The sequence below is a fragment of the Paraburkholderia fungorum genome, from assembly GCF_046026025.1.
Lineage (GTDB): Bacteria > Pseudomonadota > Gammaproteobacteria > Burkholderiales > Burkholderiaceae > Paraburkholderia > Paraburkholderia fungorum_E.
In genome coordinates, this window is the sequence record NZ_JAQQFL010000002.1 from 290,161 (window position 1) to 310,727 (window position 20,567).

The window sequence follows — 20,567 nt, forward strand, 5'->3', positions numbered from 1 at the left end:
GGATGGTTTGGATTTCAGGCGATGCGCTCAAAGCCTTACTGCATATGGCTTTGAGCGATCTATTCTGGACAGTTCCGGACGGAACCTTTTAGATAATCTGGCGGAGCGGACGGGACTCGAACCCGCGACCCCCGGCGTGACAGGCCGGTATTCTAACCAACTGAACTACCGCTCCAGATTTTTGCACCGTGGCTTGTGAGCCTGGCTCACTCACCACCTGCACCGCTCATACTACTCACCAAGCGACGCTGATGTTGCTGGCGTCCCCTAGGGGATTCGAACCCCTGTACTCACCGTGAAAGGGTGATGTCCTAGGCCTCTAGACGAAGGGGACAACGTACTGCTTACACATTTAATGAAAAAGCCCGTTCAGGTTTGTATGAACGGGCTTTGTCTGGCGGAGTGGACGGGACTCGAACCCGCGACCCCCGGCGTGACAGGCCGGTATTCTAACCAACTGAACTACCACTCCAGTTTGCCTATCATGACTTGCGAGCGTTGGTTTTTTCTCTGCAAGCTGCGCTGCTTTACTGCTACCAAGCGACGCTGATGTTTGGCGTCCCCTAGGGGATTCGAACCCCTGTACTCACCGTGAAAGGGTGATGTCCTAGGCCTCTAGACGAAGGGGACATAATCTTTTCAGATCTGTCTTTATCTTGCTGCTAACTCAGCCTAACTTTCGGCTAATTTCGTTTCGTTTGCAGCAAAGACCGATATTCTAACTACGTTACAACTGTTTGTGAAGTCTTTTTTGCTACAAGCTCCAGACTTCGGAACCACTTCACTCTGCTCTGATGGTGGAGGTAAGCGGGATCGAACCGCTGACCTCTTGCATGCCATGCAAGCGCTCTCCCAGCTGAGCTATACCCCCCTTGCAGAACAGAAACGAGATTTTAGAGGCCAATTTGCGCTTTGTAAATACCCTTTGAGCAATTGCATGCGACTTTTTTCGCAAGTCGCATGCAAACCCTCTCAAGGCAGGCGCGAATACGCTCAAGCCAACGCTTTTTCGATACGGCTCACGACAACATCACGGCCAAACAGCATCAGCACGCTGTCGATCGACGGTGTGTGCGTCGTGCCCGCCACCAGCAGACGAACCGGCATGGCCAGTTGCGGCATCTTCAGCTTGTGTGCGCCGAGCGTTGCCTTCAACGTTGCAGCGATCGCCTCCTTGGTCCACTCCACCGTCTTGAGCGATGCAGCCAGATCGGCAAGCGCCGGACGCACAATATCCGTGACGTGCTGCGCGAGCGCCTCGGCTTCAGGCGCCGGCACGCGATAGAACATCGCGGCGTTCTCCGCGATCTCCTTCACCGTGGACGCGCGGTCCTTCAGCAACCCCACCACCGAAGTCAGATCGGCGCCTTGCGCAATAGCGGCTTCGTCGATGCCGAGTTCGGCGAAGAAAGGCTCGGCGAGCGCCGCGAGGCGCGCGTTGTCCGCTTCCTTGATGTAATGCGCATTGAGCCAGTTCAGCTTGTCGTGGTCGTACTGAGCCGGTGACTTGCCCAGATGCTCCAGATCGAACCATTCGACGAACTGCTCACGCGTGAAGATTTCCGCGTCGCCATGCGACCAGCCCAGACGCGCCAGATAATTGACCACCGCTTCCGGCAGAAAGCCGGCGTCGCGATAACCCATCACGCTCATCGCGCCGTGACGCTTGCTCATCTTCTCGCCCTGCTCGTTCAACACGGTCGGCAAGTGCGCGTAAACCGGCGGTTCCGCGCCGAGCGCACGCAGGATGTTGATCTGGCGCGGCGTATTGTTCACGTGATCGTCGCCGCGAATCACGTGGGTGATGCGCATGTCCAGATCGTCGACCACCACGCAGAAGTTGTAAGTCGGCGTACCGTCCGGGCGCGCGATCACGAGGTCGTCGAGTTCCTCGTTCGAGATTTCGATGCGGCCCTTCACGGCGTCGTCCCACGCAACCACACCCGTGAGCGGATTGCGAAAGCGCAGCACGGGCTGCACGCCCGCCGGCGGCTCCGGCAAGACCTTGCCGGGTTCCGGACGCCACGTGCCGTCATAGCGCGGCTTTTCACCGGCCTCCCGTTGACGCTCGCGCAGTGCGTCCAGTTCTTCCGTAGACATGTAGCACGGGTACACGAGCCCCGCGTCCTGCATCTGTTTAAGCACTTCGCCGTAACGGTCCATGCGCTGCATCTGGTAGAACGGGCCTTCGTCGATGTCGAGGCCGAGCCACGCCATGCCGTCGAGAATCGCGTCGACAGCTTCGGTACTGGAGCGCTCGACGTCGGTGTCCTCGATCCGCAGCACGAAGGTCCCTTTCATCTTGCGCGCGAACGCCCACGGATAAAGCGCGGAGCGAATGTTGCCGAGGTGGATGAAGCCGGTGGGACTCGGTGCGAAACGGGTACGGACGGAGGTGGTCATTAGCGGTTACTCGGAAGACAGGCGCCGGCGCCGTGACAGACATTGCCAGTAAAGCGCGGCAGCGGAGCGCGCCCGTGCAGCAGAAAACGCCGTGCACGGACACGAAGGAAATAAATGCGCGAGCCGAATTATACCTTCCGAACCCGCGTTGCCTGCCCTCGTCCGAATGGCCAACGGCAGCACAACGGCAGCACACAAGACGCACGGGAAGCATGCTTCAAGCCGTCCGGGAATTTCCTCTGCAACGTTTCATTACCGGGCCGACGCGCACCCTGAGCTTTGATTTATGATGTGCGCGCGCTGCGAGTGGGGATAGAACCACAGCGCATGGGATCGCCGCCGGCGGCCCGTCCGTTTGACTATCCGCCTGATCGCGGCACAGGTTGCGCCGTTTGTTCCGATCGCGCCGCCCATGCCGTTGCTGGAGAACCCGTTGAAACCGTCATCCCCTCGCCTCGCCCGTCGCAACTTCTCATTGGCGGCCGCCTCCGCGGTGCTGGCCGCCTGCACCACAACCGGCAACGGCAAGACCGACAGCACGCCGGTTGCCGCTACGCCCACCGCCAACACGCCGCCGCTCGACAAACCGCAGCGGCCGATTCGCGTCGGCCTTGCGCTGGGTGGCGGCGCCGCGCGCGGCTTCGCGCACATCGGTGTGATCAAGGCGCTGGAAGCTCGCAATATCCAGGTCGACCTGGTGGCCGGCACCAGTGCGGGCTCGGTAGTCGGTGCGCTGTACGCCTCGGGGATGAACGGCTTTGCGCTGAACAAGCTCGCGCTCTCCATGGACGAAGCGTCGATCAGCGACTGGGCCATGCCGTTTCGCACACGCGGTTTTCTGCAAGGCATCGCGCTGCAAAACTACCTGAATACGACCCTCAACAACCGTCCGATCGAGAAGATGGTCAAGCCGCTCGGCGTGGTTGCCACGGACCTGAAAACCGGCCAGCCGATCCTGTTCCAACGCGGCAACACCGGCGTTGCGGTGCGCGCTTCGTGCAGCGTGCCGTCGATTTTCGAGCCGGTGAAGATCGGCGGGCATGAATACGTGGACGGCGGCCTGGTGAGTCCGGTGCCGGCCTCGTTTGCGCGCAAGATGGGCGCGGATTTCGTGATCGCGGTGGACATCTCGCAGCGCCCGGAAAGCGGCCTCACCGCCAGTTCTTTTGATGTGCTGATGCAGACCTTCACGATCATGGGCCAGACGATCAAGACCTATGAGCTCGACAAGTACGCCGACATCGTGATCCGGCCGAATCTGGCCGCCATGAGCGGCAGCGATTTCTCGCAACGCAACGCCGCGATTCTGGCGGGAGAGGAAGCTGTAGCGAAGATAATGCCCGAGTTGCAGCGCAAGCTGGCCGCGAGCCGCGCCACGGCTTGACCGGCCTCGCAGGCAACGCCGGTTAAGCCGACCGGCACGCTCGGGCTGCCGTCACGGGCACAGCGCCGATGCAGGCTGGAGGGTACGGCGCGGAGGATTCACCGACATCCCGGCAAGCGCCCGACACCAGGCGCTCAAACGCAAAAAGCCTGCTTCAAACGAAGCAGGCTTTTTTCACACCAGAACTTTCAGCGCGGGCCGATCGGTTACTGATTACCGCCGATCGAAGCATTCACGCGCTTGCGCAGATCTTCACCATCCTGATAGGAGGTCTCGATCCGGCGTGCACCCGTGAAGCGTTTTTCCCAGTAGCCGCTATCCATATCGTCGACACGGATCGTGCTGCCCGTGGAAGGCGAATGCACGAACTTGTTGTCACCGATGTAGATGCCGACGTGCGAGAACGTGCGGCGCATTGTATTGAAGAACACCAGATCGCCCGGCTTCAGGTCGCTGACGCGAACCTTCTCGCCGACGCGGCTCATTTCCTCAGCGCGGCGCGGCAGCGCCATACCGAGCGTGTCCTGGAACACGTAGCGAACGAAGCCGCTGCAATCGAGGCCTGAATCGGGCGTATTACCACCCCAACGGTAGCGAACGCCGATCATGTTCAGCGCGCCGACCACCACGTCGCCCGCTTTGCCGGCCATGCCGGACAGGAACGATTTGGCACCGCCGTCGCTGTCGGGAGCGGCCGATTGCGAACCCAGAGGGGACAAAGAATTCGACCCGCTGGGGGTCGAATATGAGGCATTCTGATTAAAACTGCTTACTTCGTCGGCGAACGCGCCGGGAGCTGCTGCCATCAAGACGCCAATGAACATCCCGGCGACGACGCGCGTGCAAGCCTGGGTTAGGTTTCTGTGCTGCATTGGTCGGTATTTTTTGCCTAAAAATCAGTGGGCTACGAAAAAAAGTTTGGTCGATACTAGCCAGTAAGTATTCGTGTGTCAAAACAAATAGAAAAATACAATCGAGACACGCACCCAATTGGTGAAAGAGTGCAAAATCAGTATTCAAGCGCCGCTTTCAGCAGCTTTCGAGTGTAAGGGTGCGCCGGTGTCGCAAAAATCTGCTCAACGTCACCGCTTTCGACGATCGAACCGTTTTGCATGACCGCGACTCGATGCGCCATTGCCCCGATCACGGCCAGATCGTGACTGATGAAAATGAAGCCGAGGTTGTACTTCTGCTGCAATCCGGCGAGCAGTTTCAGCACCTGCTGCTGAATCGACACGTCGAGCGCACTCGTCGGCTCGTCGAGGATCAGGATGCGCGGCTCCAGCACCAGTGCACGCGCGATTGCAATCCGCTGACGCTGGCCGCCAGAGAACTCATGCGGATAGCGGTACAGCACCGTGCGGTCCAGACCGACTTCGCGCAGCACCGACACCACCTTGTCGCGCCGCGCCTCCTGGCTCATCTGCGGCCGATGCAGCGCGAGTCCTTCGCCGACGATCCGCTCAATGGTCTGGCGTGGCGACAGCGAACTGAACGGATCCTGAAAGACGACTTGCATATTCGAGCGTAAGGCGGTCTGTTCGGGGCCGCGATAGCTGCCGAGCGCCCTGCCCTGAAACTCGATCTCGCCGTGCGCCGTGCGTTGCAGACCGAGCAAGGCCATCGCCAGCGTCGATTTGCCCGAGCCCGATTCGCCGACGATCCCTAACGTCTCGCCTTGACGCACCGACACATTTGCACCGGCGACCGCGCGAAAATGCCCCGAACGAAACCAGCCGCTCAAACCCGGCAGTTTCGTTTTGAAGTCGACCGAGACATCGCGCGCTTCGAGCAGCACGGGTGAAATCGGCAGCACGGGGACCACCGTGCGCTCCGGACGGCTCGCCAGCAGGCGTTGTGTGTAGGGATGCTGCGGCGCCTCGAACACCTGCTCGACAGGCCCGCTCTCCACGAGTACGCCCTTTTCCATCACCGCGATGCGTTGCGCGAAATGGCGCACCAGATTCAGGTCGTGCGTGATCAGCAGCACGGCCATGCCACGCTTTTCGGCTTCGTCGCGTTGCAACTCCAGCAGCAGTTCGACGATCTGTGCGCGGATCGTTACGTCGAGCGCCGTGGTCGGCTCATCGGCCAGCAACAGACGGGGGCGGCACGCAAGCGCCATCGCGATCATCGCGCGCTGCCGCTGACCGCCCGAGAGCTGATGCGGATAGCTGTTCACGCGCTTGCCAGGCTCGGCGATGCCCGTGCGCCCCAGCAGCGCCACGGCGCGCTTACGCGCCTCGTTCGCCGCGACGCCATCGTGCACGACGATCGTCTCCGCAATCTGGTCACCGACCGTATAGAGCGGATTGAGGGCCGTCATCGGCTCCTGGAAGATCATCGCGATGTCCGATCCGCGTATGCCGCGCATCGCACGCTCGCTTTTGACGAGCATATCCTCGCCGTCGAAACGGATCGTGCCGCTCACCTGCGCATCGCTCAACAGACGCAGGATCGACAGCGCGGTCACACTCTTGCCCGAGCCCGATTCGCCGACCAGCGCGACCCGCTCGCCGCGGTGAATCGCGAGCGTTACATCGTTTACCGCGACGGTCTCGCCGAAGGCCACGCGCAGACGATCGATCTCCAGCAGCGGCGGCGTCGCGCCTTGTTTGACGTCTTTCTCCACCATGGCGCTCACTGGCTGCCTCCCGCGCGCATGGCGTCGGCGATGCGGGTGTCCAGCGCATTGCGCAGCGCATCGCCCATGAAGGTCAGAAGCAATAGCAACACGACCAGCACACCGAACGTGGACATCGAGATCCACCACGCGTCGAGATTCGCCTTGCCTTGCGCGAGCAGCTCGCCGAGGCTTGGCGTCGGCGACGGCACGCCGAGGCCGAGAAAGTCGAGGCTGGTGAGCGCGAGAATCGAGCCGCTCATGGTGAACGGCAGGAACGTGATCACCGGCGTCAGGCTGTTCGGCAAGATATGCCGCCACATGATCTGCCAGTTCGACAGGCCGATCGCCCGTGCCGCGCGCACGTAGTCCTGCTGGCGATTGCGCAGAAACTCCGCGCGCACATAGGCCGCGAGGCCGACCCAGCCAAACAGCGACAGCAGCACGATCAACAGAATGAAGCCCGGCTCGAATATGGAAGCAAAAATGATCAGAAGATACAACTGAGGCATGGCGGTCCAGATTTCGATCAGCCGCTGCCCGACAAGGTCGATACGTCCTCCGAAATATCCCTGTACCGCGCCGGCGGCAACCCCGAGTACCGTACCAATCAGGGTCAGCACCAGACCGAACTCGACCGACACGCGAAAACCATACAGAAGACGCGCGAACAGATCGCGCCCGCGGTCGTCGGTACCGAGCCAGTTGTCCGGCGACGGCGGCGCCGGGTTCGGCTGCTTCGAGAAATAGTTCAGCGTGTCGTAGTAGTACCGGTTCGGTGGATACACCGCGAAATTACCCGGCGCGTCAAAACGATGCTTGATATACGGGTCGAGATAATCGGCCGGCGTCGGGAAGTCGCCGCCGAAAGTGGTCTCCGCGTAGGTCTTGAACAACGGAAAATACAACTGCCCTTCGTAGCGCACAACGAGCGGTTTGTCGTTCGACCACAGCGGACCGGCAAGGCTCGCTGCAAACGCGACGACGAAAATGATCAGACTCCAGTAGCCAAGCCGCTGCTGGCGAAAACGCTGCCACACGCGTCGCGCAGGCGTTGGCGAGACGAATGCGCGAACCAGTTCGGTGCGTGCCGTCGCATCGGCTGAAAGGCGGGCTCGATTCATCTGCGCTCCAGTTGTTCGAATTGGATGCGGGGATCGACCCACACATAGCAAAGATCGGAAATCAGATTGGTTGCGAGACCGATCAGCGTGAACAGATACAACGTGCCGAGCACGACCGGATAGTCGCGCCGCACGACCGATTCGTACGACAGCAGGCCGAGTCCGTCGAGCGAAAACAGCGTCTCGATCAGCAGACTGCCGGTGAAAAATGCAGCGATGAACGCCGACGGAAAACCGACGATCAACGGCAGCATCGCGTTGCGAAACACGTGCTTCCACAGCACGCGCTTTTCGGACAAACCTTTGGCGCGCGCGGTGAGCACGTACTGTTTGCGGATCTCGTCGAGGAAGGCGTTTTTCGTGAGCATCGTGACGACAGCGAAGCTGCCCACCACCGAGGCCGTGATCGGCAACGTGATATGCCACAGGTAATCAAGGATCTTGCCGCCCAGACTCAATTGCGCCCAGTTGTCCGAGGTGAGATTGCGCAGCGGAAAGAGCTGCAGGAAGCTGCCGCCGCCAAACAGCACCAGCAACAGCACGCCCAGCACAAAGCCCGGAATCGCATACCCGACCAACACCACAAGGCTCGTCGCGACATCGAAGTGCGAGCCGTTGCGCACCGCCTTGGCAATTCCAAGCGGCACCGATATCAGATAGGTCAGGAAGAAGGTCCATAAGCCGATGCTGATCGACACCGGCAACTTCGAAACGATCAGCGACCACACGCTTTGGTGACGGAAATAGCTCTGGCCAAGGTCGAATGTCGCGAAGCGTTTCAGCATCAGGACATAGCGTTCGAGCGGCGGTTTATCGAAGCCGTACAGCACTTTCAGTTGCGCGATCTGCTGTGCATCGACGCCGGCATGCGCGCGCAGACCGAACGGCGCGCCGTTCTCCGCGCCTTTGCGCAACTCGTGCTGCATCTGTTCGACCGGGCCGCCCGGGACGAACTGGATCACGGCGAAGGTCAGCGTCAGCACGCCGAGCAAGGTCGGGATCATCAACAGCAGGCGTTTGAGGATGTAGCTCCACATGGCGTCGGTTCCGGTGCGAAGGCAGTGAATGAATGACGCTTTAATGCGCCTCAGATTGCGGCTGCGGCTGCGCATACCACCACATCGTCGTGATCCAGCCTTCCGCGCCATAGTACAGAGGCAAGGTTTTGGGCCACGCGAGACCGCGCTTGAACGCCACCCGGTGCGTCGCGCTGTACCACTGCGGAATCACATAGTAGCCATGCATCAGCACACGGTCGAGCGCGTGTGTCGCGTCGATCAGTTGCTCCTGCGTCTGAGCATGCACGAGCGCGCTCAGGATCGCGTCGACGGCCGGCGACTTGAGTCCGATTATGTTGTCCGAGCCCGGCGTGTCCGCAGCCTTGCTGCCGAACCGCTCGATCTGCTCCGAACCGGGCACCTGTACGTCCGGCATGCGGATCGTAGTCGTGTCGAAGTCGAATGCATCGAGACGTTTCTGATAAACCGCAAAGTCGGAAACGCGAAAGGTCGCCTTGATGCCCAGCTTCTGCAGGTTACGGATCATCGTCGCGACGATTGGCGCCATTGCTGCTTCGGAACTGGAGTCGTCGAAAATTTCGAATTCGAATGGCTGGCCCTGGGCGTTACGCAACGCATTGTCGCGGTAGGTCCATCCGGCCTGCTGCAACAAGGCCCGTGCCTGAAGCAGATTGGCCCGCAACGAACCCGGCGGATCCGTGTCCGGCTGCGTGGGCGGCGGACCGAATACCGCCGGATCGAGTTTTGCGCGCCATGGCCCGAGAAGCGCGAGTTCACCCGGCGACGGCAGACCCTTCGCCTGCAAATCCGTGTTGGCAAAGAAGCTGTCGATGCGGGTGTACTGATTGAAGAACAACTGGCGGTTCAGCCACTGAAAATCGAACGCGAGATCGAGCGCCTTGCGCACTCGCACGTCCTGGAACAACGGCCGGCGCAAATTGAGTATGAAGCCCTGCATGCCGGTGCCGTTATGTTGCGGAAATTCGCGTTTGATCAGCTCGCCGCTGTCGAACTTCTTGCCGATGTCGCGCCGCACCCAGTTGCGCGCAATGTATTCGACCATGGCATCGTATTCGCCTGCCTTGAACGCTTCCAGCCGCGCGACGCTATCCGAATACAGCTTGTAGACAATCCGGTCGAAGTTGTTCGTACCGACCCGCACCGGCAACGTCGCCCCCCAATAATTCGGATCGCGCCGATACGTGATGGTGCGCCCGTTATCGTACTGATCAATCAGATAAGGCCCGCTGGCAATCGGCTTCTCGAACGCCAACTGATCGAATGCAATCCGGCTGCCGTCCGGTTTCACGCCCCACTTGCGCGAGAACACCGGCATGCTGCCCACCAGCAGCGGCAACTCGCGATTGCGTTGATGGAACTCGAAGCGGATCGTCTGCGGATCGACGACTACGGCGCGTGTGATCTCGCCGAAAGCCGACGCGAACTGCGGCGCGGCCTGCGGGCTCTTCAGCGTGTCGAGTGAAAACTTGACGTCGTCCGCGGTGACCGGATAGCCGTTCGAAAAACGGGCGCGCGGATTGATATGGAAAGTGGTCGACAAGCCGTCGGGCGCAATATTGATGTCGTCGGCAAGCAGCCCATAGGCGCTGGCCACTTCGTCGCCGCTGCCGACGGTCAGGCTTTCGAACAGCATCTCGAGGCCCGGTGCGGGGTTACCGCGCAGCGTGAACGGATTGAATTTATCGAAACTGGTGAGCCGGCTCGGATTGGCCATGACCAGCGTGCCGCCTTTGGGCGCATCCGGGTTGACGTAGTCGAAGTGCTTGAAATCCGCGGGATACTTCGGCTCGCCGTATTGCGCGATCGCATAGACCGCCTGGGCCTCGGGCGCCGCGAGCAGACCGGCGAGGACGAAGACGCCGCACAGCGCACTGGCGCATCCCGAGCACCAGCGACGTGGCACAACCGAAAGACCAGCACGCGATAGCCTGTGAATCACGCGACACCAAAGTGCACGAGGCGTTTGAACCCATCGCGAGCCAGTTGTCATAGGGGTCTTGGTGGTCAGTGGGCAATTGCAAGGTGAGAGAATTCTACCCAATAAACTCGCGCAATCCGCACATCTCATCGGCATGACGTTCACGTGTGGGGTGAGCAGACCTCATTGGGGAAATTCATGGTTGACAGGTTTCGCGAGCGCAATAAAAAACCGCCCAGATCCGGGCGGTTTTTTTTCGATGCGGCAGCCACGTCGACTGCGGCTTCTTGACGACTCAATGCCAGCCGCGGCGATTGTCGTAGTGGTCACGGCCATAATCGTAGCGGCCCGGGGGATGACGGCGGTACCAGTCGTCACGCCCCCAGTAACGGCGGCCGTCCCAGTAGCGGTCGCCGTGCCAGCCGATCACGATCGCCGGACCGCCGTAGTACACAGGAGCCGGTTGGTAGATCACGGGCGGCGGAGGCGGAGGCGGCGGTGCATAAATCGGAGCCGGCGCCACGTAGACCGGCGCGGGGATACCGATGTTGACGCCTACGCTGAGCCCGCCGGCCATTGCAGCACCCGACGCAGCCAACCCGAGAACCCCGATCAGAAATGGAACAATACGTGCGGACTTCATTGATCACCCTTTTGAAGAATGTGTTGTTGGCCGAAATATAGCGCAAGGCAACCGTCCGCGTATTTCAACTTTGTAATAACTGATGCATAACATCGCACTGTTGGCCGCCCGGTTACGTCTCGTTACATTGGACAAAGGTTTGGTGAAAAAGTAGCGGCGATGTAATTGAGCCGCCTCACTATGAGACGCCCACAAGTCGCGCATAAGTCGTCCATCTGCCGGCAAGTTGCCCCTCGTTTCCCCTCGCCGCTGCGGGACAATTCTGCCCGCCGTGCTCGCACGCGCCAGGTCATCCAGTTGCCGACTCCTCGATCACTTTTGCGGGTGAGGCGCCGCCAGTGCATCCACATCAGTAGGATATCGAAATATTTTTTCGATACACAACGCGCCCAGACAAGCACCGAAACCCGCCTGCTCCACCCCACTCGCTCACGTTGCCTTTCCCGCGCTTCCGCGCCGCCGCTCCCCGTAGACGACGCACTTCGGATCGTAAGACCACAGGGCGCGGCAAAGCGTTATCCGTTGCCAACCACTCCCCCGCCGCGATCGCCACGACACCCCGCCCGGTTCATTCGCCCAGACCACCAAACGAACATTTGATGTTCGAAAGAACATTTTGATCATTTTCCATGGTCACCGGTCGTCCGACCTCAATATCATGCAAACCCCCCCAAGAGAGCCAAATTTAACGAATATTTCAAGAAACTCAACCACTTAAACCATGGTTTTCCCTGGTGCAACGGCGCTCAACCAGTGATACGATGACTGACACTAAATGTCGATAAATGTTCGAATTCGCGCATGCCAGCCGCCCTGCGGCCAGTCAGCGGACACATTGGGTACGGAGACAGATTTTGAAAACAATCATTGGTTTGCGCTGGTGGATCATCGCCCTCGTGTGTGCCGGGACGATCGTCAACTACCTGTCGCGCAACGCCCTCGGTGTGATGGCGCCTCAGTTGACGCAGCTGTTGCACATGAGCACCAAGCAGTACTCATACGTGGTCGGGGCGTTCCAGGTCGGCTATACGATCATGCAGCCGGTGTGCGGCCTGATCATCGATCTGATCGGTTTGCGTCTCGGCTTTGCGCTGTTCGCCTGCCTTTGGTCGCTGACGGGCGTACTGCACGGCTTCGCAAGCGGCTGGCTCTCGCTGGCTGCCTTGCGCGGACTCATGGGATTGACGGAGGCCGTCGCCATTCCGGCAGGCATGAAGGTGGTCGCCGAATGGTTTCCCAATCGCGAGAAATCCGTGGCGGTGGGTTATTTCAATGCCGGCACGTCGCTCGGTTCGCTGCTTGCCCCGCCGCTCGTCGTCTTCCTGTCGCTGCGATATGGCTGGCAAAGCGCGTTTGCGGTGACCGGTGCGCTCGGCTTCGTCTGGGCCGCCGTCTGGTATGTGCTGTACCGCTCGCCGGCCGATCACCCCCGCATCGGCGAGGCCGAGCGTGAGGCGATTGTCAGCGGACAAACGCCCGGCGCGCCGTAACGGCGCAGCATCCGCGAAGTACTGCGCACGCGCCGCTTCTGGGCAATCGCCCAGGCGCGTTTCTTCGCGGAACCCGCGTGGCAGACCTTCAGCTTCTGGATTCCCCTTTACCTCGCGACGCAACGTCACATGGATCTGAAGCAGATCGCGATGTTCGCGTGGCTGCCGTTTCTGGCAGCCGACCTCGGCGGCCTCTTCGGCGGCTACCTGTCGCCGTTCCTGATGAAGCATTTCCGCATGCCGCTGATCGCGTCGCGAATCGCGGGTGTCGTGCTCGGCGCGTTCATGATGCTCGGACCGGCATGCATCGGCCTCGTCGCCTCCCCGTATCAAGCAATCGCACTGTTCTGCGTCGGCGGCTTCGCGCATCAGATGATCTCGGCGCTCGTCAACACATTGGCCGCCGACGTGTTCGACCCCGGCGAAGTCGGCACCGTCGCCGGATTTGCGGGGATGTCCGCGTGGATCGGCGGTCTGGGCTTTTCGTTGCTGGTCGGCGCGCTGGCCGATTCGATCGGCTACACGCCGCTATTCGGCGCCCTCGGCGCGTTCGACCTGATCGGCGCCACGTTGCTGATCATTCTGATGCGCGGCGTCTCGCGCGACGCGCGTCCGCATCAAGTCGACAACAATGCCAGCCCGGCTGCGTGACCTCACTCGAAGACACATCATGCGTTCACTGACGAATCTGAAACACCCGCCGCGTTTTTCGCTGTCTTCTCATGCCGGCAATCACATCGTTCTCACCGCGCAGGAAAACTGCCGGATCGAACTGTTCGTTCTCGCCGAAGACATCATCCGGGTACTCGTGCTGCCGGACGGCGAAACGCACGGCCCGCGAACCTGGTCTATCGCGCCGGGCGCAGACGACGTTCCGCTCGAAGGCCGCGAGCGCCGCGACGTAAGCGATTTCACACCCCCCAGGTTTGACGTATCGGCCGACGCTGAACACGTTGTCGTCGAAACGGCGCGCATCCGTTTGACGATTACGCTGGACGGCGGATTCTGCGCGTGGGACATCCTGCACGACGCCGCGTGGCATCGCGCGATGACCGATCGGAAGACGCAGGCGTACAACTTTGGCTGGTGGGACGAGCGTGTGTATCACTACGTCGAGCGTCGCAAGGATGAAATTTATGTCGGCCTGGGCGAGCGCGCCGGTTCGCTCAATCGCGCGGACCAGTCCTACGAAATGCGCAATATCGACGCGATGGGCTATAGCGCACGCACCACCGACCCGCTCTACAAGCACATCCCTTTCTACGTGACGTGGCAGCCGCACACGTCGACGGGCTTCGGCCTGTTCTACGACACGCTTGCCGACTGCCGCTTCGACATGGGCCGCGAGCTCGACAATTATCACGGTCACTACCGGCACTTTGTCGCCGAGCATGGCGATCTCGACGATTACTTCATCGCGTCGGCGGGTACGCCCTTGCATGCAGTGCGCCGCTTTACATGGCTGACCGGGCGCCCGGCCTGGATGCCGAAATGGGGACTAGGCTACTCCGGCTCGACAATGAGCTATACCGATGCGCCCGACGCCCAGCAGCGCATGGGCGAATTCATCGAACGATGCAGCGAACACGACGTGCTGTGCGATTCATTTCATCTGTCGTCGGGCTATACGTCGATCGGTGCGAAGCGTTATGTGTTCAACTGGAACCACGAGAAGTTTCCCGATATCGACGGCTTCGTGCGGGGTTATCTCGAGCATGGCGTGCGTCTGTGCGCGAACATCAAGCCGTGCCTGTTGCAGGATCATCCGGCGTTCGACGAAGTGGCGCGCGCCGGCTTGCTGATTGCGTCGAGCGACGGCGATCCGGCATGGGTGCAGTTCTGGGACGAAGTGGGCGCCTATCTGGACTTCACGAATCCCGCCACCATCGACTGGTGGAAAGCACGCGTGAAAGACAGCCTGTTGAAGCACGGTATCGCCGCAACCTGGAACGACAACAACGAATTCGAAATCTGGTCGCCCGACGCGATCGCTCAGGGTTTCGGCCAGCCGTATCCGGCACGCGAGGCAAAGGTACTGCAAACGCAGTTGATGATGCGTGCATCGCACGATGCGCAGCGCGAATACGCGCCCGAGCGTCGACCGTTCCTCGTGTCCCGCTCGGGCGGCGTCGGCATGCAGCGCTACGTGCAAACATGGTCCGGCGACAACTACACCTCGTGGGAAACGCTGCGCTTCAATCTGAAGATGGGCCTCGGGCTCGCCATGTCGGGCGTGTCGAATAGCGGTCACGATATCGGCGGATTCTCGGGTCCGGCCCCGGGTCCGGAGTTGTTCGCCCGCTGGGTCGCCTTCGGCATCTTTCTGCCGCGTTTCAGCATTCACTCCTGGAACGACGACGGCACGGTCAACGAGCCCTGGATGCATCCCGAAGTCACGCCCCAGGTGGCGGATCTGATCAAACTGCGCTACAGGCTGATTCCCTACCTGTACGAGTTGTTATGGCAATCGCACAGCGCCTACGAGCCTGTCTTGCGTCCGATGTTCGCCGAGTTTCCGCACGATCCGCGCTGTCTCACGGATGGCGACGACATGATGCTGGGTTCATCAATGCTGGTTGCACCGGTGGTCGAAGCGGGTCAGTCGACGCGTGAGGTTTATCTGCCGGCCGGCACGCATTGGGTGTCGTACTGGAGTGGCGAGGTGTTCGCAGGCGGTCAGACGGTGAACCTGCCTGCCCCACTCGAGCGGCCGGTGACCTTGCTGCGTGCGGGCAGCGTGATTCCGTTGAACATCGCGGAACAACACTTTGGCCGTCCCGCCGACGAACGTGCGTTCATCGGCGTGCCGCACGCCGGCACGGGCGTCGCGCGCGGCGGTTGCGTCGAGGACGATGGCGAAAGCGAAGCCTGGCGTGCAGGCGCGCAAGGCCGCTGGCGCGTCGCGATTACAAGCGACGCGAGCACGTTGCACATTTCGATCCTGCGAGAAGGCTGGGTCCACCAGCCGCAGCAAGAAGTTCGGCTGTTCGTGCCCGCAAGCGAAGTACGCACGGCCGTCTGCATCGACGACACCCTGGTCGCCGACCACACGGTCGACGGCTGGCGGTGTCTGACGATTTCCATCGCCCACTAACACAGCATGCATCACTGACCCGAGCTGGCCGTAAGTGCAACGCTCAATATCTATTCCGGAGACCTGCTAGCCATGAACTCATCAAAGCGCGCGCGAACACGCGCACTCGTCCTCTCGTGCCTGCCGTTTGCGGGCGCCGTGCTGTCAACCGGCGCGTCGGCGCAAAGCAGCGTGACGCTGTATGGGGTTGTCGATAACGCCTTCGCCTATTCCAGCAACCAGAAGGGGCACTCCAACTTCTACATGAGCCAGGGCAACCTGCAGGCAAGCAAGTTCGGCCTGCTCGGTGCGGAAGACATTGGCGGTGGCACCAAGGCGATTTTCCGGCTCGAAAGCGGCTTCAACTCGCTGACCGGCGCGCAAAGCAGCTCGGGCTTCATTTTCAATCGACAGGCGTACGTCGGGCTGAGCAACGACAAATACGGAACGGTGACACTCGGCCGCCAGTACACACCTTACTTCCAGATGGTCGGATCCCTCGGGCCAACAGGTGTACTAACGGGTGCGACAGGCGCTCACCCGGGTGACCTCGATTCACTCGACACCACGTTGCGTCTTAACAATTCGGTGACCTACCTGTCGCCGAACCTCGCCGGTCTGCAATTCAGCGCGCAGTACGGTCTCGGCGGTGTGCCGGGTAGCGTGGCGAGCGGCAGCCAGTTCAGTGCGGCGGCTCGCTACGACTACCAGCCGTTTGCGATCGCGGTGGGTTATGTGAAGCTGAAAGACATCGCCACGAGCCAGGCGCTCGGCACTTACGCCGTCAACTCGCCAGTGAACAGCGGCTATGCAACGGCACGCAGTGCGCAGTTGTTCGCTGCGGCGGCTCGCTACACGCACCAGGACCTGATGGTCGGCCTGAACTATTCGAACGTGCAGTACGCACCGGGCTCCGGTTCGCTGTTCACCGACGAGGGTGTGTTCAATACGTACGGCGTAATTTCCACGTACCGGATCACGCCGGCCGTGACTGTCGGCGCAGGCTACAGCTACACGCAGGCAAGTAAGGCGAATGGCATCAACGATGCGGCGCGCTATCACCAGATCTCGCTCGAGCAGACGTACAACCTCTCGACCCGCACCACGGTGTATTTGCTGGAGGCGTATCAACACGCACGCGGCAAGACGTTGGTTGCGGCGGGCACCGGGACGGGCATTACCGACGCAGTCGCGGTGGTCGGCGACTCGCAGAATACGACGCCGTCGTCAGGGCCGTCGCAATTCGTTGGCATGGTGGGACTACGGCACGCATTTTGATGCCGGTACCAGGTTGGGTGCCGCTGCTGAATGAAGGAAATTCTGCAGCGGAAAAAACAAAACCCCGCAGAGCCTAGACTCTGCGGGGTTCTCTCTACCACTTCTGGCGGAGACGGAGGGATTCGAACCCTCGATCCAGGTTTTGGCCCAGATGCTCCCTTAGCAGGGGAGTGCCTTCGACCTCTCGGCCACGTCTCCCAAACTTTCGGTTGCGCAGGGAGTCAGCGCAACGAAGCCAAGATAATAGCGGGCCGAACCGCGAAGGTCAATGTCTACCGGCCATTTTTTGTGCCAGTTTTGTCACCGACGACGCAATTTATTCACATTGGCCGGGCACACCGTCGAGCATTCAGAGATCAAAAGCTCCGGCCTCTCCCGGCTCATGCAACAAATTACGCTTGATCCAATTCGAACGCTTTATGCAGCGCGCGCACGGCGAGCTCCATGTACTTCTCGTCGATCAGCACCGAGATCTTGATTTCGGAGGTCGAGATCATCTGGATATTGATGCCCTCTTCCGACAGCGTGCGGAACATCGTGCTCGCGATACCCACGTGCGAACGCATGCCAACGCCGACCACCGACACCTTCGACACCTTCGGATCGCCCAGCACCTGCTCAGCCTGCACGTGGCCCTTCACCTGGCTCGTGAGGATGTCCATCGCGCGCTGATAGTCGCCGCGGCCGACCGTGAACGTGAAAGCGGTTTTACCTTCGACGCTCTGGTTCTGAATGATCATGTCGACGTCGATATTCGCGTCCGCCACCGGGCCGAGAATCTGATACGCGATGCCCGGCTTGTCGGGCACACCCATCACGGCGATACGAGCTTCGTCGCGCTGGAACGCGATGCCTGAGATGACTGCTTTTTCCATGGTCTCGTCTTCTTCAAAAGTAATCAGGGTGCCCGACTTCATTTCGGTGTCGAGCGGGATGAGCGGATCGGTCAGGCTCGACAGCACGCGCGTCTTCACCTGATATTTGCCGGCGAATTCCACCGAGCGGATCTGCAGCACCTTGGAACCCAGGCTTGCCATTTCCAGCATTTCTTCGAACGTCACGCGATCGAGGCGACGCGCGCCATCCACCACGCGCGGGTCGGTCGTGTAGACGCCGTCGACGTCCGTGTAAATCAGGCACTCGTCGGCTTTCAATGCGGCAGCGACTGCGACAGCGGACGTATCCGAACCGCCACGGCCGAGCGTGGTGATGTTGCCCTCAGGGTCGATACCCTGGAAGCCTGTGATCACCACCACTTTGCCCGCGTCGAGATCGCGCAGCACGCGCTCGCCGTCGATTTCGCTGATGCGCGCTTTCGTGAACGCGCTATCCGTTTTGACCGGCACTTGCCAGCCCGCGTAGCTGACCGCGTCGACGCCGGCTTCCTGCAGCGCGATGGCGAGCAGTCCTGAGCTCACCTGCTCGCCGGTGGCTGCAATCATGTCGAGTTCGCGCGGGCTCGGCTGGCCCGTGATTTCTTTCGCGAGACCGAGCAAGCGGTTGGTTTCGCCGGACATCGCCGACGGCACGACGACCATCTTGTGGCCGGCCTTGTGCCATTTCGCGACGCGCTTGGCGACGTTCTTGATGCGCTCGACCGAGCCCATCGAAGTGCCGCCGTATTTATGTACGATGAGTGCCATTGTCGTTCTGAACTGGAGGATAAACCGCGCTGGCGCGCTGGAGACGACCGCACAAAAGCACAGGGAGCGCAACGTCTTGTGAACGACGGCAAAGTGTGTGGCGGCGTAAATGCAGCACGCGTGCAGCACGCGCGGATTTGCCCGGAAATGATCGCTAGTGGCTTACCGGATACGACGGATCACGCTCGCAAACCGGCTATGGCGACGACAGCGAAGGCGAAATCGGGTCGGGCAAACGAGTTAAATTACCCGATCGAGCGCAAAAAGACAAGCCGAAATGCCCGTCGAATGGTCCATATTTTCGGCTGAAAAGGCGTATCCGGCGTGGTTTTGCGCCCTTTAGCGTCATCTTCCGCAGATTCACCGGATAGATAAACCGCCTGTCCGACTGGCCGGTCAGGCGATCAGCAAATCGTCGCGCCAGATGATCCTGACGCGTTGCTCCGTCGCATCGACATGCGCCGGCAACGCTGCGCGGTTCAGGCCGAGCAAGGGCACGAACAGCAGATCGTCGCCCACGTAAAGCAGCGGCACGTCGCGCTTCCATGCGGGAATGCCGCGCTCCTGGAACAGATTCTTCAGCGTGCGGCTCGGGCTGCCTGGTGCCGCATGAGTGCGCATTCGCTCGCCGCCGCTGCGCGAGCGCGCGCTCAACAATGCGCGGCGCAAAACGCTCACGGGAAGCGTATCGGGATCGTTCGGTGTCGGGTCGGTATGGCCACAGACATCGACATCGGCATCGGCCGCACCGGAAACAGCGCCGGCAGCGTCGCCCGGATTCGCCTCGACCGCGGCAAACACAAAAGTGCCCCGCCACTGCGGCAAACGCCAGATCGCTTCACCCTGCCACGTGAATTCGCTGACTGCGCGCTCGGTGAGCGCGGTTTCATCGGCGGCTTCGCTGCTATCACCCGCTTCCCAATAGACAAGGCCGCGATAACTGCGCAATGCCTGCCCGGCATGATCGATGCGCAGCCTATGGCCCTCGCCGGCCTCCCCGACTTCGCGCAACTGACGCAAGGCGTCGGTAAGGCGCGCGGTCGATGCCGCGACGAGACCCCTGCTGCGCATCCAGTAGCGCAGCAGGTTGAGCGCACGATCGTCGTCGAGCGCGAGCAGCGCGTCATGCGATAACGCACGGCCTTCATCACACCCTGCCGCATCCAGATCGATGCGCGCCAGATCGTCGAGCAGACGTTGCGCGGATGCCGCATGCGTCGCCGTGCGCGCAAGGGCGTCGCGAAAACCAGGAAAGTGGACGGCCAACGCCGGCGTCACCTCGTGGCGCAAAGCGTTGCGCGCGTAACGGGTGTCCGCATTCGATTCGTCGTCGATCCAGCGCAGCGCGCGTGCGCTCGCATACTGCTCGAGTTGTGCGCGCAACAGATGCAGCAAAGGCCTCACGCGCACTGCGGCCGCACCGGCCGGCAAGTATTCGGGTGCCATCGCGGCAAGACCCGCGAGACCGGCGCCGCGCAGCAACTGCAACAGCACGGTCTCCGCCTGATCGTCCGCATGTTGCGCGAGCCATAGCGTGTGGACGGCGCGTGTTGCGCACATGGCGTCCAGCGCGCGATAACGCGCAGCGCGCGCCGCGGCCTCGACACTCACACCCGCGTCACGCGGCACCTCGACGCGCTGCGCCGCGAATTCAACGCCGCGTTCCTGCGCAGATCCTTCGCAGTGCGCGAGCCACTCGTCGGCATACGCGCTCAAGCCGTGATGCACATGCAGCGCGACGCAACGCGACGCTCCCGCGACGCGCACCACAGCATCGAGCAGCACGCTCGAATCGACGCCGCCACTGAACGCCACCGCAATGCGCGCGTTCGCAGGCAACGCGGACAGCGCCACGCCGACCGCCTCGAGAACGAGGCGGTCGGCGGGAGAATCGGCGGTGAGAGTCACGTCGCTAGCGCGGGAAGCGCGAAGGACGAAAGAAAACGCG

At 61.2% G+C, this 20,567-nt stretch carries 12 protein-coding genes, 6 tRNA genes and 1 pseudogene; 4 read left to right on the forward strand and 15 right to left on the reverse strand.

Translation table 11 applies throughout. The features are described 5' to 3' along the window. Positions 1-98: 98 nt before the first annotated feature. From PQR67_RS03475 to gltX, 6 genes are all read right to left on the reverse strand, one after another. Positions 99-175: transfer RNA gene (locus tag PQR67_RS03475), tRNA-Asp, on the reverse strand. Positions 176-258: 83 nt separating this feature from the next. After that, positions 259-334 (reverse strand) — tRNA-Glu (locus PQR67_RS03480). 61 nt (positions 335-395) lie between these two features. Beyond that, positions 396-472, reverse strand: a tRNA-Asp gene (locus PQR67_RS03485). An 82-nt stretch (positions 473-554) separates the two neighbouring features. Next, positions 555-630 (reverse strand) — tRNA-Glu (locus PQR67_RS03490). A gap of 165 nt (positions 631-795) precedes the next feature. Further along, a tRNA-Ala gene (locus PQR67_RS03495) sits at positions 796-871 on the reverse strand. A gap of 122 nt (positions 872-993) precedes the next feature. Then, a complete protein-coding gene (gltX, locus tag PQR67_RS03500; RefSeq protein WP_408454485.1) occupies positions 994-2,403 on the reverse strand; it encodes a glutamate--tRNA ligase in 1,410 nt (469 codons plus the stop codon). Positions 2,404-2,815: 412 nt separating this feature from the next. Here gltX and PQR67_RS03505 point away from each other — a divergent pair, with 412 nt between their 5' ends. Beyond that, positions 2,816-3,787, forward strand: coding sequence for a patatin-like phospholipase family protein (locus PQR67_RS03505; RefSeq protein ID WP_408454821.1), 972 nt, complete (start codon positions 2,816-2,818; stop codon positions 3,785-3,787). Positions 3,788-3,993: 206 nt separating this feature from the next. Here PQR67_RS03505 and PQR67_RS03510 read toward each other — a convergent pair whose 3' ends face one another. From PQR67_RS03510 to PQR67_RS03535, 6 genes are all read right to left on the reverse strand, one after another. Then, positions 3,994-4,659: a C40 family peptidase gene (locus PQR67_RS03510; protein WP_408454487.1), complete on the reverse strand. Its 666-nt coding sequence runs from the start codon at positions 4,657-4,659 to the stop codon at positions 3,994-3,996. A gap of 137 nt (positions 4,660-4,796) precedes the next feature. After that, a complete protein-coding gene (locus PQR67_RS03515; RefSeq protein WP_408454824.1) occupies positions 4,797-6,422 on the reverse strand; it encodes an ABC transporter ATP-binding protein in 1,626 nt (541 codons plus the stop codon). Between the two features lie 5 nt (positions 6,423-6,427). After that, positions 6,428-7,534, reverse strand: a complete 1,107-nt coding sequence (locus PQR67_RS03520; protein ID WP_408454489.1) for an ABC transporter permease — start codon at positions 7,532-7,534, stop codon at positions 6,428-6,430. After that, positions 7,531-8,571, reverse strand: coding sequence for a microcin C ABC transporter permease YejB (locus tag PQR67_RS03525; protein WP_408454492.1), 1,041 nt, complete (start codon positions 8,569-8,571; stop codon positions 7,531-7,533). The genes PQR67_RS03520 and PQR67_RS03525 overlap by 4 nt, the downstream gene beginning before the upstream one ends. 40 nt (positions 8,572-8,611) lie before the next feature. Beyond that, the gene (locus PQR67_RS03530; protein ID WP_408454495.1) at positions 8,612-10,564 is read right to left on the reverse strand and encodes an extracellular solute-binding protein; all 1,953 of its coding nucleotides are present in this window, start codon (positions 10,562-10,564) and stop codon (positions 8,612-8,614) included. Between the two features lie 223 nt (positions 10,565-10,787). Next, positions 10,788-11,135: a hypothetical protein gene (locus PQR67_RS03535; RefSeq protein ID WP_408454498.1), complete on the reverse strand. Its 348-nt coding sequence runs from the start codon at positions 11,133-11,135 to the stop codon at positions 10,788-10,790. 854 nt (positions 11,136-11,989) lie between these two features. Here PQR67_RS03535 and PQR67_RS03540 point away from each other — a divergent pair. From PQR67_RS03540 to PQR67_RS03550, 3 genes and pseudogenes are all read left to right on the forward strand, one after another. After that, a pseudogene (locus PQR67_RS03540) lies at positions 11,990-13,276 on the forward strand (MFS transporter). A gap of 19 nt (positions 13,277-13,295) precedes the next feature. Further along, complete coding sequence (locus tag PQR67_RS03545; protein WP_408454501.1) at positions 13,296-15,719, forward strand: TIM-barrel domain-containing protein; 2,424 nt, start codon at positions 13,296-13,298, stop codon at positions 15,717-15,719. A 72-nt stretch (positions 15,720-15,791) separates the two neighbouring features. Next, positions 15,792-16,976: a porin gene (locus PQR67_RS03550; protein ID WP_408454504.1), complete on the forward strand. Its 1,185-nt coding sequence runs from the start codon at positions 15,792-15,794 to the stop codon at positions 16,974-16,976. Positions 16,977-17,080: 104 nt separating this feature from the next. Here the strand turns inward: PQR67_RS03550 and PQR67_RS03555 are convergent. From PQR67_RS03555 to tilS, 3 genes are all read right to left on the reverse strand, one after another. Next, positions 17,081-17,174, reverse strand: a tRNA-Ser gene (locus tag PQR67_RS03555). A gap of 194 nt (positions 17,175-17,368) precedes the next feature. Then, entirely contained in the window at positions 17,369-18,619 is a 1,251-nt protein-coding gene (locus PQR67_RS03560) for an aspartate kinase (protein WP_408454507.1), read from the reverse strand. Between the two features lie 396 nt (positions 18,620-19,015). Next, on the reverse strand, positions 19,016-20,527 hold the full coding sequence (gene tilS / locus PQR67_RS03565) for a tRNA lysidine(34) synthetase TilS (RefSeq protein ID WP_408454511.1): 1,512 nt from the start codon (positions 20,525-20,527) through the stop codon (positions 19,016-19,018). Between the last annotated feature and the right edge of the window lie 40 nt (positions 20,528-20,567).